At 73.2% G+C, this 15,309-nt stretch carries 11 protein-coding genes and 2 pseudogenes; 8 read left to right on the top strand and 5 right to left on the bottom strand.

From position 1 onward, the window contains the following. Positions 1-116: 116 nt before the first annotated feature. Positions 117-1,526, bottom strand: a complete 1,410-nt coding sequence (locus tag OG272_RS42740) for a PepSY-associated TM helix domain-containing protein (RefSeq protein WP_405895804.1) — start codon at positions 1,524-1,526, stop codon at positions 117-119. A 184-nt stretch (positions 1,527-1,710) separates the two neighbouring features. Here OG272_RS42740 and OG272_RS42735 point away from each other — a divergent pair, with 184 nt between their 5' ends. Then, positions 1,711-2,376, top strand: a complete 666-nt coding sequence (locus OG272_RS42735) for a peptide deformylase (RefSeq protein ID WP_327726655.1) — start codon at positions 1,711-1,713, stop codon at positions 2,374-2,376. Positions 2,377-2,428: 52 nt separating this feature from the next. Here the strand turns inward: OG272_RS42735 and OG272_RS42730 are convergent, their stop codons facing one another. Further along, positions 2,429-3,889: an NAD(P)/FAD-dependent oxidoreductase gene (locus tag OG272_RS42730; protein WP_326574363.1), complete on the bottom strand. Its 1,461-nt coding sequence runs from the start codon at positions 3,887-3,889 to the stop codon at positions 2,429-2,431. A 127-nt stretch (positions 3,890-4,016) separates the two neighbouring features. Between OG272_RS42730 and trxA the strand changes: the two genes are divergently transcribed. Further along, positions 4,017-4,403 (top strand): thioredoxin, encoded by a 387-nt coding sequence (gene trxA, locus OG272_RS42725; RefSeq protein ID WP_326574364.1) that lies wholly within the window; start codon positions 4,017-4,019, stop codon positions 4,401-4,403. Between the two features lie 10 nt (positions 4,404-4,413). On the opposite strand, the pseudogene OG272_RS42720 reads toward trxA, so the two are convergent. Then, a pseudogene (locus OG272_RS42720) lies at positions 4,414-5,706 on the bottom strand (4-hydroxybenzoate 3-monooxygenase). Positions 5,707-5,810: 104 nt separating this feature from the next. Beyond that, positions 5,811-6,845, bottom strand: a complete 1,035-nt coding sequence (locus OG272_RS42715) for a LacI family DNA-binding transcriptional regulator (RefSeq protein WP_405895803.1) — start codon at positions 6,843-6,845, stop codon at positions 5,811-5,813. A 725-nt stretch (positions 6,846-7,570) separates the two neighbouring features. On the opposite strand from OG272_RS42715, the pseudogene OG272_RS42710 reads away from it, so the two are divergent. The 6 genes and pseudogenes from OG272_RS42710 (at position 7,571) to OG272_RS42685 (ending at position 14,230) form a co-directional block, all read left to right on the top strand. Further along, positions 7,571-8,544 (top strand): annotated as a pseudogene (locus OG272_RS42710) (alpha/beta hydrolase). A 246-nt stretch (positions 8,545-8,790) separates the two neighbouring features. Beyond that, on the top strand, positions 8,791-10,080 hold the full coding sequence (locus OG272_RS42705; RefSeq protein ID WP_405895802.1) for a helix-turn-helix domain-containing protein: 1,290 nt from the start codon (positions 8,791-8,793) through the stop codon (positions 10,078-10,080). 295 nt (positions 10,081-10,375) lie between these two features. Beyond that, positions 10,376-11,800 carry an amidase gene (locus tag OG272_RS42700; protein WP_326574368.1) on the top strand — a complete coding sequence of 475 codons (1,425 nt, stop codon included), beginning with the start codon at positions 10,376-10,378 and terminating at the stop codon, positions 11,798-11,800. 82 nt (positions 11,801-11,882) lie between these two features. Next, entirely contained in the window at positions 11,883-12,107 is a 225-nt protein-coding gene (locus OG272_RS42695; protein WP_326574369.1) for a hypothetical protein, read from the top strand. Between the two features lie 159 nt (positions 12,108-12,266). Beyond that, positions 12,267-13,685, top strand: a complete 1,419-nt coding sequence (locus tag OG272_RS42690; protein ID WP_405895801.1) for a flotillin family protein — start codon at positions 12,267-12,269, stop codon at positions 13,683-13,685. A 98-nt stretch (positions 13,686-13,783) separates the two neighbouring features. Further along, positions 13,784-14,230, top strand: coding sequence for a type II toxin-antitoxin system PemK/MazF family toxin (locus OG272_RS42685; RefSeq protein ID WP_405895800.1), 447 nt, complete (start codon positions 13,784-13,786; stop codon positions 14,228-14,230). A 78-nt stretch (positions 14,231-14,308) separates the two neighbouring features. On the opposite strand, the gene OG272_RS42680 is transcribed toward OG272_RS42685, so the two are convergent. Continuing rightward, positions 14,309-15,133 (bottom strand): TIGR02452 family protein, encoded by an 825-nt coding sequence (locus OG272_RS42680; protein WP_405895799.1) that lies wholly within the window; start codon positions 15,131-15,133, stop codon positions 14,309-14,311. Positions 15,134-15,309 lie beyond the last annotated feature (176 nt).

Below are 15,309 nucleotides of genomic sequence, written 5' to 3'. Positions count from 1 at the left end.
CGACCGGACGCGCCCCCTCGCGCTGCTTCACCTCCGCCGGGAGACCCGTTCCGGCCTCCGCCGCAAAACCTGTTCCTGCCTCCGCCAAGAGACCTGTCCCGTCTCCCCCGGCGGACCTACTTCGCCTCCACCCGGCCCTCGTACGACCGCTTCCCGCGCCGATGCGCGATCTCGCCCAGGACGACGTCCACCGCGATGAACACGGCGAGCGGGATGCCGAGGAGGGGCACGAAGTAGCCGAGGACGGCGATGAGGGCGAGGGCGGGGACCAGGATCTGGGGTGGTACCTGCTGCCAGGCGCCGCGGGGGATCGGGCGGCCGAAGGACGAGGCGCGGCCGCGCTGCCACCACATGCGGTAGCCCCAGAGGACGAGCATGACCAGGGAGAGCGCGAGGGCCATCAGGAGGAGCTGGTTGGCGAGGCCGAACAGGACGCCGGTGTGGGCGTCGATGCCCCAGCGGGACAGCTTGGCGAGGATCGGGAAGTCGGCGAACCGGAGCGTGTCGGTCACCTCGGCGGTGGCGGGGTCCACGGCCACCGCGTCCTGCTTGGTGGGCCAGCTGCGCTGAACCTGCTTGACGACGTACGTGGAGGACTCGTCGGCGGGCGGCACGATCTCCACCGGGTCGCCGAGGCCCTCGGCGCGGGCGGCGGCGAGGATCTTGACCAGGTCACCCTCCGCGGCGGCCCCTCCGTCCGCCGCGGCCTCGTCGTGGCCGCCGTGGTCGCCCGCGGCGGCCGAGATGGCCGGGGTCGCCTGGTGGAGCTCGGTGCGCAGGACCTCGATGTTGGCCCCCGCGTACGTCGACCAGGTCAGGCCCGTCGCCGAGAGGAAGAGGAACCCGGCGGCGGCCCAGACGCCGACGGTGCCGTGCAGGCCCAGGGTGCGGCGGCGGCCGCTGGTGCCGCGCACCTTGCGCTGCGCGCGGCGGCGGGCGAACCAGAGCACGAGGCCGCCGCCGGAGATGACCCACAGCCAGCTCGCGGCGAGTTCGCTGTAGAGGCGGCCGGTCTCGCCGAGCTGGAGGTTGGCGTGGAACTTGTCGATCCAGGTCCGCACCGGCAGCGCGCCCGTGGAGCCGTACTGCTCCAGGGCGCCGCGCACCTGAGCCGTGTACGGGTCGACGAACACCGCGAGCGTGTTGGTCTCGTCGATGCCCTCGACGCCCGTCAGCATCACCCTGGTCGTCGCGTCGTCCTCCGGCGAGGGGCGGACGGCGGCGATGGTGCCCTCGGGGTGCGCCTTGCGGGCGGCGGCCACCTGCTCGGAGATCGGCAGCTTCTCGTCGCCCACCTTCGCGACCGTCGTCCGGTCCGCGTAGACGATGTCCTCGATCGAGAACGAGGCGGCGTACAGCCCACCCGTCAGCGCCGCGACCAGCAGGAACGGGGCGACGAGGACGCCCGCGTAGAAGTGCAGCCGCAGGACGAGGGGCCTGAGCGAGGCCCAGCCCTTCGTGGCGCCGTCGGGCTTGGCGACGGGTTTCTGGGGCTCGTCCGTCTCGGTCGAGGGGGCGATGGTCATCGGCGGACGCTCCGGGTTGCGGGGACGACGTGGCGGTTCAGTAGTCGGGGCGTGCGGCCTCCGAGTTCCCGGCGCTTTGTGTGATGTGGGTCACGCACCATCTCCGGTACTTCTCGTCCCTTCGCGGGCGGGTCTCCGCGAGAGCCGCCTCGCGTCGCGCGATCGGGGTTGGCATCCTGGCCCGATGCCTTCCGAACGTGATCGCACCGAGTCCCGCCCCCTGAGCGACCGGGTAGAGGAGCTCCTCGCCCACGAGGGGCCGCTGCCGATCGTCGCCGCGGGTGATCCGGTCCTGCGCCGCACCGCCGAGCCCTTCGACGGCCAGCTGGCCCCGGGCCTCCTGGCCCGCTTCGTCGCCGCCCTGCGCGCCACCATGCACGCGGCCCCGGGCGTCGGCCTCGCCGCACCCCAGGTCGGGGTGCCCCTGCGCATCGCGGTGATCGAGGACCCGGCGCCGGTCCCTGAGGAGGTGCGGCTGGCCCGGGGCCGGGTCCCGCAGCCGTTCCGCGTCCTGGTCAATCCGGCGTACGAGGCCGTGGGCCCGTCCCGGGACGCGTTCTTCGAGGGCTGTCTGAGCGTGCCGGGCTGGCAGGCCGTGGTGGCCCGGCACGCCAAGGTGCGCCTACGCGCGCTCGACGAGCACGGGCGGGCGGTGGACGAGGAGTTCTCGGGGTGGCCCGCCCGGATCGTCCAGCACGAGACGGACCACCTCGACGGCATGCTCTACCTCGACCACGCCGAGTTGCGCTCCCTCTCCTCGAACCAGGCGATGGCCGACCGCTGGAACGATCCGACCCCGGCCGACGCCGCCCGCGCCCTCGGCTTCCTTCTCCCCGAACAGAACAGCTAGCGCCCCGACTTGCGCCACGACAGGCGACGTCCGCCCCGTCGCGCCGGCCGGTTCAGCCCCGGTACGCCTCCAGCAGCCGCAGCCACACCTCGCTGATCGTCGGGTACGAGGGCACCGCGTGCCACAACCGGTTGATCGGGACCTCTCCGGCGACGGCGACGGTGGCGGAGTGGATGAGTTCACCGACGCCGGGGCCGACGAACGTGACGCCGCGCAGGATCTCGCGGTCCAGGTCGACGACCATACGGGCGCGGCCCCGGTAGCCGTCGGCGTACAGGCCCGCCCCCGCGACGGAGGAGAACTCGACGTCGACCGCGCGGACCCGGTGGCCGGCCTGTTCGGCCTCGGCGAGGGAGAGGCCGACGGCGGCGGCCTCGGGGTCGGTGAAGACGACCTGGGGGACGGCTGCGTGGTCGGCGGTGGCCGCGTGGGCGCCCCAGGGGTCGCTCTCCAGGAGCGGGACCCCGGCCGCGCGGGCGGCGATGGCGGCCCCGGCGATCCGGGCCTGGTACTTGCCCTGGTGGGTGAGCAGCGCCCGGTGGTTGACGTCCCCGACCGCGTACAGCCAGTCGCTGCCCGTCACCCGGAGGCTGTCGTCGACGGGCAGCCATGAGCCGGGTTCCAGGCCGACGGTGTCGAGGCCGAGGTCGTCGGTGCGCGGGGCGCGTCCGGTGGCGAAGAGGATCTCGTCGGCCTCCAGGCGGTCGCCGGTGTCGGTGAGGGCCACCACGGTTCCGTTCTCGCGGGACACCGCCGTCACCGACGTACCGGTGCGGACGTCCGCGCCCGCCTCGGCCAGCGCCTCGGCGACCAGTTCACCGGCGAAGGGCTCCATCCGGGGCAGCAGCCCCTTGCCGCGGACGAGGAGGGTGACCTCGGAGCCCAGGGACCGCCAGGCGGTGGCCATCTCGACGGCGACGACACCGCCGCCGACGACGATCAGCCGGCCGGGGGCCGTCCGCGCGCTGGTGGCCTCGCGGCTCGTCCAGGGCCTGACCTGCGCGAGTCCCGGCAGGTCGGGCAGGAGGGCGCGGCTGCCGGTGGAGACCACCACGGCGTGCCGGGCGGTGAGGACGTGGCGGCCGCCGTCGGGGGCGTCCACGACCACGCGGCGGGGCCCGGCCAGGCGCCCCTGGCCGCGATACAGCTTCGCCCCGACGCTCTCCAGCCAGCCGACCTGGCCGTCGTCCTTCCAGTGGGCGGTCTCGTAGTCTCGGTGGGCGAGCACGGCGGCGGTGTCCAGTGGGCCGTCGACCAGGTGGCGCAGGCCGGGTACACGGCGGGCGTCCGCGCGGGCGATCGCGGGGCGCAGCAGGGCCTTGCTGGGCATGCACGCCCAGTACGAGCACTCGCCGCCGACCAGCTCGCTCTCCACGATCGCGGTGGACAGGCCGGCCGCGCGGGTGCGGTCGGCGACGTTCTCCCCCACTGGTCCGGCACCGAGCACCACGACGTCGTACTCGGTCGGCGTCGCTTCGCCTGCGGCGCCTTCGGTGTTCTCCGTATCCGTCATGGGGTCAGTCTGGTTGTTGGTGTGCGCGGTGGCCAAACGGGTACGCGCGCGGAATACGCCACCGCGGGGCGGCGTTGTCGAGTGCGGCTCGCCCCGAGCACCGATACCAGGAAGAGGGATGCACGCCATGAGCAGCACCGTGGAGCTCACCAAGGAGAACTTCGACCAGACGGTCACCGACAACGAGTTCGTCCTGATCGACTTCTGGGCGTCCTGGTGCGGGCCGTGCCGGCAGTTCGCCCCGGTCTACGAGAAGGCCGCCGACGACAACCCGGACCTGGTGTTCGGCAAGGTGGACACCGAGGCGCAGCCGGAGCTGGCTGCGGCCTTCGGTATCCAGTCGATCCCGACGCTGATGATCGTCCGTGACCAGGTGGCCGTGTTCGCGCAGCCGGGCGCGCTGCCCGAGGCCGCGCTGACCGACGTCATCGGGCAGGCGCGCAAGCTGGACATGGACGAGGTCCGCAAGGCCGTCGCCGAGCAGCAGGCGCAGGTCGAGCAGAACGGTCAGTGAGCCGGCCGGTTCACCAGGTCAGCGGCAGTCCCGTGTAGTTGGCTGCCAGTCCGGCGGCCGCCTGCCGGGACGCCGTGATCCGGCGCAGCCTGGCGAGCTGGAGGCGGTGGTCGAAGGCGCCGCCGTCCGGCCGGGTGTGCAGCATCCTGGTCATGTCGTACGAGAAGCGGGTCGCCTGCCAGACCCGGTCGAGGCACGACTGCGAGTAGCGGTCGAGGAGTTGCGCCTTTCCGCCTTCGTACAGCTCGGTGAAGGCGCGTGCCAGGACGCGGACGTCGGAGACCGCGAGGTTGAGGCCCTCGGCGCCCGCCGGCGGCACGATGTGGGCGGCGTCCCCCGGCGAGCAGCAGCCGTCCGTTGCGCATCGGCTCGTAGACGTAACTCCTCATCGGTGTCACGGCCTTGGCGGTGATCGGTCCGCGTTCCAGGGTCCAGTCGGCGTCGGTCGCGGTGGGGTGCCCCCGGCTCGAGCGAAGCCGAGAGCTGGGGGAGGGCGGCGAGTTCGTCCCAGACCCGCTCGTCGGGCCATTCGGCGGGGTCGGTGCCGTTCGGGACCTGCAGGTAGAGCCGGGACACCGGCGTGCGCACCGGGAGCGAAGCGACTTCCCCGGAAGGGTGGGGGCGGGAGACGGGTGGGCGCATGCTGTGCAGGGCGAAGCCGTGCTCGCCACGCGCGTAGATCAACTCCTCGCAGGACGGTGGGACTTCGGCCAGGACACCGAGCCAGGAGTACGGGTACTCGTGCTCGTACACCCGGCGGGTCGAGGCCGGGAAGACATGGCGGGCGATGCCGTGGAAGCCGTCGCAGCCGACCACCCATTCGCAGGACAGCTCCTCCTGGTAGCCGTCGTGGACGAAGTGCACCACCGGCCGCTCGCCGAGCGCGCCCTCGACGCCGATCGCCTCCGCCTGGAACAACAGGTTGGCCCGTCGGCGAGTTGGAGGGCGACGAGGTCCTTCACGATCTCCGTGCGGGCGTAGATCGTGACCGTACGGCCGCCGGTGAGGACCGGGAAGTCGAGGTGGTGCCGCTCGCGGTCGAAGCGCAGCTCGATGCCGTGGTGCACCACGCCCTCGATCTCCAGGCGTTCGGCGGCGCCGCACGCGCGCAGCGCGTCGACCGTGCCCTGCTCCAGCGTTCCGGCACTCCCCCGGCCTCCGGCCGGGGATACCCCAGGTGCTGTTCCACGTACGCGCGGGTCCGGCTCTCCAGGACCACGCAGTCGATGTCCGCCCGGTGCAGCAGCCGGGCGAGGAGGAGCCCGGCGGGGCCGCCGCCGATGATGCCGACCGTCGTGCGCATGACGCGCCTCCCGAGGCGAGGAATCCGGTCCTGCCCTGTCCGCTCAGCTGATGCGCCCTCGGGGCCCCGCGCGATTGTCGCCGTTCGGCTCGGACGGTCGCCGTTCAGCTCGATTCGCGGTGGACGATCCTCGCACCCAGTACGTCGTGGGTCGTGGGGACCGACGCGGGGTCGCGCACCACGCGGTCGACCAGTTCCGCGAGGTGACGTCCGGACGGCAGCTCCAGGTGGACGGTGCTGAGGCGCGGCCGCAGCAGCCGGCCGAGCATCAGGTCGTCGGCCCCGACCACGGCCGTCTCCCCGGGGATGCCGATGCCCTCGTCCTGCAGAGCCCGCATCACCAGCATCGCGTATTCGTCGTTGTACGCGAAGACCGCGTCCAGACCCAGGGAGCGCCAGTCGCGGGCGAGCCGGGCCGCGGCCCCCTCGTCGTACGCGAGCGGCAGCTCGGTGATCGTCGCCTCCGTGCCCTGCACCGCGCGCCGTACGCCGGCGAGCCGGGGCTGGGAGAAGACCCCGAGGCCGGGCTCCTCGGGCACGACGACACCGATCCGGCGGCGGCCGCGCTCGATCAGGTGCCGGCCGGCGCTGTGGCCGACGCCCGCGTGGTCCAGGATCAGCGCGTGGGCGCCCTCGACGGGTTCGGGGGTGAGGGTGACGACGGCCTTGGCGCCGGAGCGCTTGAGGACGGCCACACCCTGCGGGCCCAGGCCGACGCCGGGCACGATCACCGCGACCGGGCGCAGTTCGGCCCAGGCGCGGGCGGCGTCGTCGCCGCGCAGGCCGATGCCGCCGTGCTGCACCACGGTGTAGTCGAGACGGCTGAGGGCCCATTGGATCTCGTTGATGAACTGGCTGTAGAGCGGGCCGATGGGCACGTTCGGGGTGGGCATCAGGACCAGGCGGCTGTGTCCGGCGCGCAGGCTGCGGGCCGCCGCGTGCGGCACGTAGCCGAGTTCCTTGGCGGCCTCGTGGACCCGGCGGCGGGTGGGCTCGCTGATACGGACGGCGCTGGTGTTGTTGAGGACGTAACTGACCGTCGCGCGTGAGACACCCGCGAGTCGTGCCACATCGGCGCTCGTGGGCACGGATCGCTGCAGGGGCGAGGGCGGGGCGGGCTCTTTCGGTATCTGCACCATGAGGACGGCATCCTTGCAGAAGCGGTGAAGGTCGTTCCGGCCGGGGGAGTACCGGCCACGCGGGAGCTCGGGTTCGGGCCACCGATCTTTGTGGCTGGGCAGTTTGGCGAATGTGTTCGAAATCTGTGCAACCCGACAGCTATTTCGCGCCATCTCCACAAGCGTGGCGAAGATGGCCCCGAACAGACGATCGGTCAGTCTTCCACCTCCGCCCGGTGTATGGGCGACCGACCTCCGCCCGGAGACCGCCACGGTCGCGCGATGCGGCCGAGGGACCGGGGTTCCGCTGGTGGCCGTACCCGACCCACTGGTCGGCGGGGGCGGCCGGTACGGGTGTCACGCCTGGCCGACACGTGCGACCGGCCCTCGGACGGCGAGCGCGGGGGCCGGCCTCCGCTGTCCGGCGACCGGAACTTCCGGGCGCCATGGGGTGGTGATGCTCGAAAGCTATGGCGTGAACTGTGTGTTCGATGTGGGCACGGACAGCGGTCGGCACACCCACGGACCGCACCGCTGCGTGCTACCGCCGGACGCGCCGCTACGGGCTTCCGCCGGCCGCCTCTCCCCCGGGTTTCCCGCGGGCCACCCGCCGGATGGCGGGCATCCACCGCCGTACGACGGCGTCCGCCCGCCCTGCCGTCGCGCGCATCATCGCGGTACAGAACCGTTGGCACGCGTCGCGGTACGGACGAACCGTGGACGCGGTACCCGCACGAGGAGAAGCCATGACCATGATCCCGCCCCCGTTCGATCCGGAGCTCGCCGCGGCTCTGGAGGCGATCAAGGACATGGTTCCGCGCGCGCTGACGATGGACGAGATCCCCGCGATGCGCCGGGGACCGGGCATCCAGATGCTGGCACAGCTCGACCTCACCATGGGCGGGTCTACGAGGTCGAGGACCGGATCGTGCCGGGGCCCGAGGGTGCGCCGGGGATCTCGTTGCTGATCTGCCGCCCGGCCGCCCCGGCGACGCCGGGCCCGCTACCGGTGATCTACCACGTCCACGGCGGCGGCATGGTCGTGGGCAACAACCGGGTCGGGGTGGACGAGCCGCTGGCCTGGGCGCGAGAGCTGGGCGCGGTCGTGGTGTCCGTGGAGTACCGGCTGGCTCCCGAGCATCCGCACCCGGCGCCCGTCGAGGACGTCTACGCGGGACTGCTGTGGACCGCCGCGCACGCGGAGGAGTTCGGCGGCGATGCCGAGCGGATCGTCATCGCGGGGGCGAGTGCGGGTGGTGGGCTGACCGCCGCGCTGGCGTTGCTCGCTCGGGACCGGAAGGGGCCTCGGCCGATCGGGCAGGTGCTGCTGTGCCCGATGCTCGACGACCGCAACGACACCCCGTCCGCCCACCAGATGGCGGGGCGGGGGGTGTGGGACCGGACGGCCAACGAGACGGGGTGGACGGCGTTGCTGGGTGAGCGGCGGGGTGGGCCGGACGTGTCCGAGTACGCGGCGCCCGCGCGGGCGCAGGATCTGACGGGGTTGCCTCCGGCGTTTCTCGATGTGGGGTCCGCGGAGACGTTCCGGGACGAGGTCGTCGCGTATGCGTCTCGGTTGTGGCAGGCGGGTGGGGTCGCCGAGCTTCATGTCTGGCCTGGCGGATTTCACGGGTTCGACGGGCTCGCGCCTCAGGCGGCGGTGTCTCGTGACTGTCGGGAGGCGCATGTGCGGTGGTTGCGGCGGTTGCTCGGGGAGTGAGGTGGGGGTGCGTCGGGGGTGGTGAGTTGGGGGCGGTGCGTTGGGGCCCTCGATGGATTTCGCCCCCGCCGCCCCTACTCGTCCCTCCCCCACTCTCGGCTTCGCTCGAGCGGGAGGTGCCCCCACCAAGGGGCTGCGCCCCTTCGACCCCCGTCTGCGGGTCGGTGGGGGCTGGGCGCGCAGTTCCCCGTGCTCTTCAGGGGCGCGGACATAGTGCGGCGTGGCCCATGCCGCACTATGGGTCGTATGAAAGAGCTGGCGGGGCGGCTGACGGCGGTGGATCCGGATGCCGGTGCGGCTGTGCGGGTCATCGCCTACTTCGACACGCTGGCCGAGGGGCGGGCCGGGCTGGAGGCGCTGGTGCGCGGGGCGGCCGTGCTGGCCGGGTGCCCCGCGCGGCTGGTCGACACCGAGCGGCGCGTGCACGTGCGGGTGGAGCCCGACGGGCGGCGCCAGGACAGCGACCTGCCGCCGGACCCGACCTGGCCGTCCGCCCCGCTCGTCCCGGGCGGCGAACCCGCGCTGTGGCTGGAACGGGCCGGGAACGCCGAGCCGAGCGTGGTGGACGCGGTCATCCTGGAGCGGGCCGCCGGCGTCCTCCGGCTGGTGCTGGACCGGACCCGGGGCCGGGCGCCCCTCTCCCCCGCCGACGACCCGGCGCTCGTGGAGACCGTCCTCGACGCCACCGCCACCGAGCAGGCGCGCCTCCACGCCGCCCGCCGCCTCGGCCTGGACCCCGACGACCCCACGACCCTGGCCCGCGCCCTCGCGCCACTCCGCGGCCGGCCCCGCATCCTGCGCGTACGCCGGGAGGGGAGAGCGACCGACGACGAGGCGCGACGCGCCCGCGGAGCCGGCAGGCTCGCCGACGGCGAGGCGCGTGACCGGCACGGCGCCGGGCCCGGTCTTCGTGACGACGCGCCCGGTGGTGACGGGCCGCGCGCTCGGGAGGACGGCAGGCCCGGTGGCAGGAGCGCGCGTGGTCGTGGGGAAGGCGGGCTCGGCGATGGGGAGGCACATGGTCGTCGAGCCGTCGTCGGGCCCGGCGACGGTGGACCGCGGGATCGGGCGGCCGGCGGCAGGCTCGGCGAGACCAGGCTTCCCGGTGGGCGGGTCGGTGTCGGGCCCGCGGTGCCCGTGCTGGGGCTGCCGGGTTCCTGGGACGGCGCGCGGATCGCGTTGCGGTTCACCGCCGAGGGCACGGCGCAGGACCCCGGTGAGCGGGTGGTCCACGCCGACGACCTCGGTGGGATCGCCCTCCTCGCCGAACTGATCGGGCCCGGGGCCGAACCGCCGCCGGACGTACGGGACTTGGAGCGGGCTGCGGCCGACTCGCCCTGGATGCTCGCCACGCTCCACGCGGTCGCCTCGACGGCCAGCCTGCGGGCGGCGGCCGTCGGCGTCAACGTCCACCACTCCACCCTCCAGGACCGCCTGACCCATGCGGAGGCCCTCCTCGGCTGGCCGGTCCGCACCCCCCAGGGCCGGCTCCGGCTCCATCTGGCCCTCACCATGCGGCACTTGGCACGCGGCTGAGCGACCGCGTCCGGCGGGCGGGGACGGCTACGGGTGCGGGTGCGGGTGCGGGTGCGGGTGCGGCTCACCGGAGCCGAGCCCAGCCGTCCCCCTCGCCCCTCGCCCCTCGCCCCTCGCCCCTCGCCCCTCGCCCCTCGCCCCTCGCCCCTCGCCCCTCGCCCCTCGCCCCTCGCCCCTCGCCCCTCGCCCCTCGCCAAGAATCGCCGCCCCCGTCAGCCAACTTGTCCTCCCCGTATCTTCGCGACCGTGCGGACGTTACCGTTCGGTAGAAAGTCTGCTTCCGGAGGTGTTCCGTATGGGTGTCGACCGTGCGCCGGGTCTCGTGGAGTGTGCTCGTGCGCTGGCCGCCGGGGAGGTGACGTCGCGGGCGCTCGTGGAGGGGACGCTCGCCCGGATCGAGGCGAGTCAGGGGACGGTGAACGCGTTTCGGCGGGTGCGGGCCGAGGCGGCGCTCGTGGAGGCCGACGCGGCGGACAAGGAGCTGGCGGCGGGCGGGCGGCGGCCGCTGCTCGGCGTGCCCGTGGCCGTGAAGGACGACATGGACGTGGCGGGCGAACCGACCGCGTTCGGCTGCCAGGGTGAGTTCCCCTCGCTGCCGGAGGACGGCGAGGCCGTACGGCGGCTGCGCGCGGCCGGGGCGATCGTCGTCGGCAAGACCAACACCTGCGAACTTGGGCAGTGGCCGTTCACGGAGGGGCCGGCCTTCGGAGCAACCAGGAATCCCTGGCACCCGGACCACACGCCCGGCGGCTCCTCCGGAGGTTCCGCGGCGGCCGTGGCCGCGGGGCTCGTGCCGGCCGCGCTGGGCTCGGACGGCGCCGGTTCGGTCCGCATCCCGGCGGCCTGGACGCATCTCATCGGCATCAAGCCCCAGCGCGGCCGCGTCTCGACCTGGCCGCACGCGGAGTCCTTCCAGGGCATCACCGTCAACGGCACCCTCGCCCGCACGGTCGCCGACGCCGCCCTCCTGCTCGACGCGGCCGCCGGCAACCACGAGGGCGACCTGCACCGGCCCCCCGCCGTCAACGCCTCCGAGGCCGTCGGGAGGGATCCGGGGCGGCTCAGGATCGCCCTGTCCCTGAGGCCGCCCTTCACCGCGCTGCCCGCACGCCTCGACCCCCGCGTGGAGAAGCGGGTGCGGGCCGTCGCGGAGCGGCTCGCCGCGCTCGGACACGTGGTGGAGGAGGCGGAGCCCCGCTACGGGCAGATCGGGCTGACGTTCATCCCGCGCGCCACCGCCGGTATCGCCGAACGGGTCGGCGCCATCACCGAGCAGAGCCTCCTCGACCGGCGCACCCTCGACGCCGCCCGCCTCGGCCGGCTCCTCGGCGGGGCACCGCTGCGACTGGCCCGCCGCGCGGAGGTCACGCTGCACCGGCGGATCGGCGCGCTCTTCCGGTCGTACGACGTGCTGCTGGCGCCGACGACCGCCGCTCCCCCGCCGCGTGTCGGCTCCATGCTGAACCTCGGCGGCCTCGGCACCGACCGCGCGATGATCGCGGCCTGCCCGTACGCCTGGCCGTGGAACGTGCTGGGCTGGCCCGGCGTGAACGTACCGGCGGGGTTCGTGGACGACGGACTGCCGGTGGGCGCGCAGTTGCTCGGCCCGGCGAACAGCGAGCCTCTCCTGCTGTCGCTGGCCGCGCAGTTGGAGGCGGACCAGCGCTGGCACGAGCTGTGGCCGCCGCAGCGGACCACCGCGGATTCCCCCGCCGTGTGAGCGCGTTCGGCCCGCGCGGCGTCGGCGGGTTCGGCGCCGGTCGCGCGGGCGGGTCCGGTGCCCGGGATACGACCCGTACGCTGTGACCATGGACGAAGCGTCGATGGTCGGGCTGATGGGACGGGTGACCGGTGCGGTCGGTCCCGGGCTCGTCGGCGAGGTGATCGTCCGGGTGCGGGGCGGCGCCGAGCACTTTCTGGCGTACCCCGCCTCCGCGAAGGACCGCATCGCGCCGGGGACGCTCGTGATGGTGATGGAGTATCTGCCGCCGCGCACGGTGTACGTGTCGGCGGCGTACGACGGTTGACGGTCCGACAGGTCGGCGGCTCCCGGTCTGTCGGCCTTCTGGCACCGGTTCGCATCAGGACTGCAACAACGGTCCCCGGATGTCTGGTCCATCGCTGAACCACGCGGGACACTCCCGACGTTCGGTGCCGAAAGGGCACCTGGCAGAGGGGGTGTGCCGATGTTCATCGGCATGATCGCGGGGGCGGCCCTGGGCGCCGTCCTGGTAATGGTCGGTCTGTTCAAACTCATGTGGCGTGTCGCCGAACCCAACGAGGCGCTCATCATCTCCGGCTCCAAGACCAAGATGGAGGGCCTGGAGGAGGGCATGAACTTCCGCATCGTCACGGGGCGCGGCACGCTCGTGCTGCCCGGTGTGCAGGCGGTGCGCAAGCTCTCGCTCGACCTGAACCAGACCGAGCTCTCCGTGGACTGCGTGACCCATCAGGGCATTCCGCTGAAGATCCGTGGTGTCGTCATCTTCAAGGTGGGCGACGACTTCGTGTCCATCGCGAACGCGGCCCGTCGTTTCCTCGATCAGCAGAAGCGGGTCTCGGAGCGGGTGCACAACGTGTTCGCCGGTCATCTCCGGTCCATCGTGGGCGGGTTGACGGTCGAGGACATGATCCGCGACCGCGACAAGCTGACTGGTCAGACACGGGCGGCGTGCGGGACGGAGATGGAGAAGCTGGGTCTGATCGTCGACTCGCTGCAGATCCACGAGATCGAGGACCCGACCGGCTACATCAAGAACCTGGCCATGCCGCACGCGGCGGCCGTCCAGCGGGACGCCCGTATCGCGCAGGCCGAGGCCAACCGGCTCGCCACCGAGGCCGAGCAGATGGCCGCGGCACGGATGGCGGAGGCCACCCGGGACAGCGAGATCCTGCAGGCCGGCTACCAGGCCGAGCGGGACAAGGCCGCCGCGGAGTCCAAGCAGGCCGGCCCGCTCGCCGAGGCGGCCGCCCTGCAGGAGGTCGTCGTCCAGGAGACCCGGGTGGCGGAGCTGGCGGCGGCCCGGCGCGAGCAGCAGCTCCAGGCGGACGTCCGCAAGCCGGCGGACGCCAAGGCCTACGAGAAACGCACTCTCGCCGAGGCCGAGCGCGACGCCCGTATCTCCGCCGCGCAGGCCAAGGCCAAGGAGACCGAACTCGCGGCCGCCGCCGAGGCGACCGCGACCCAGATCTCCGGTGAGGCCGAGGCCGCCGCCCGGCAGGCCAAGGGGCTCGCCGCCGCCGAGGCCACACGGGCGAAGGGGCTCGCCGAGGCCGAGGGCATCAAGGCGCGGGCCGCCGCGCTGGCCGAGAACCAGGAGGCGGTGATCGCGCAGCAACTGGCCGAGCAGTGGCCGGAGATCGTGCAGGCGGGTGCGTCCGCCTTCGGGAACGTCGACAACATGGTGCTGCTCAACGGGGCCGACGGGATGGCGGACATGTTCGCCAAGGCGCTCACGATGGGTGGGACGGGGCTGGGGCTGGCCCGGCAGTTGCTGTCCTCGATGAACCAGAACGCGGTGCCCGCCGGCGGCCCGGCCGGGGTCAATGGGGTGTCTGTGGAGAAGGTGGCCGTGGAGAAGGTGCAGGTCGACAGGGAGTCATAGCCGCCGCGGCCTCGACTGTGAGTCGTCGGCCGCGGGTTGACGGTGGCCTGTCGCGCGGTGCCCCGCGCCCCTGAAGGGGCGCGGGTTAGCGTGTGGCTGTGACTTCCTTCGCTGATCAAGAAGTGCCCGGGCGCTACGGGCCCACCGCCACCACCGAAGCCGATCCCCGTGATGTCGGGCGGGTGCGGACCGAGTACTCGCCCGCGCATGACGGGGATCCGGATCCCGGGGAGATCGTGTGGACGTGGGTGCCGTTCGAGGAGAACGACGGGCGGGGGAAGGACCGGCCGGTGCTCGTGGTGGCCCGGGAGGCCGCAGGGACGTTGCTCGCCGTGCAGTTGTCCAGCAAGCGGCATGACCGGGACCGCGAGTGGGTGCCGATCGGGAGTGGGCCGTGGGATCGGTCGGGGCGGGATTCCTGGGTGGCTGTGGATCGGGTGCTGCGGCTGCATGAGGCCGGGATGCGGCGGGAGGCCTGTGCGTTGGACCGGATGCGGTTCAACGCCGTCGTGCACCGGCTGCGGGAACGGTATGGGTGGCGTTAGGCCGTAGGCCGTCTGCAGGCTGCCTGTGGCTGGTCGCGCCCACGCGGCGGAGCCGCAGGTCGACACAGCCCCGCGCCCTCAGGACCCGGTGCTCAGCTCCTGTTCGAAGGCGCTCCGGACCACCGCGCCCTTCGTACGGTCCAGCACCCCGAACACCACGTGCTCGAAGTGGGCCGCGAAGCGGCCGCCCTCGGTGAGGAGCGCTCGGAACGCCGCCGCCACCTGCTTCGGGTCGTTGCCGAACACACCGCAGCCCCAGGCTCCCAGCACGAGTCGCCGATAGCCGTGGGCCGCCGCCGTCTCCAGTACGCGTTCCGCGCGTACGGCCAGGGCTCGTGGTAGCTCGGCCGCGCGCTCCGGCGTCGTCCGCAGGACGACGGACGCGTTGGGAGCCGCGGAGGTCAGGAACCCGGCGGTGTACGGGGTGTCGAGGAGGGTGCCTCGGTCGTCCCGGAAGACGGGGACGGCGGGCGAGTGGATGACGCGGTCCGTGTAGAACGGGTCGCGGTGGGTGCGGTGGTGGTCGTAGAACGCGCGGGCCTCGCGGACGCAGGTGTAGAGCGCGGAGGCACGGCAGAGGGCTTCCTCCTGGGCCTGGGCGCCGTTGAGGTAGCCGCCGCCGGGGTTGCGGGCGGAGGAGAAGTTGAGGACGGCCACGGGGCCGTCGGTGGCCGTGAGGCGGTGGGCGGCCTCCAGGCTGCTCTCGCCGGTGACCTCGATGACCGATGTCACCGGGCCGATCCGTGGTGTCTCCACCGGGTCCGGGCCGTACAGGCGGGTGCCGGACCGTGCGGTCTCGATCCCGACCGCCAGAAAGACGTCGTGGCCGGCGGGGGCCCGATAGCCGCCCGCCGCGACGATCTTCTCGGTCTCGTGGGCGATTCCCCGTAGGCGTGCGCTCAAGGCGTCGCCCCCATGTGCGGCGCGGGCGCTGCCCGCCCGTACTCCCCCGTCGTGCTCATGGGCGCATCCTGGGCGATGCTGGTGAGTGACCGCAACGGAGTTTTCTCGTGGGAATGGCCCGGTACGGGAGCGGGAAGAGGTGCCTGGAGTTCACAAAAACAGAGATCGTCGATCCG

This window comes from Streptomyces sp. NBC_00104, from assembly GCF_045160825.1.
In the GTDB taxonomy this organism is placed as follows: Bacteria; Actinomycetota; Actinomycetes; order Streptomycetales; family Streptomycetaceae; genus Streptomyces.
This window is presented reverse-complemented; position numbering and strand designations above follow the sequence as displayed.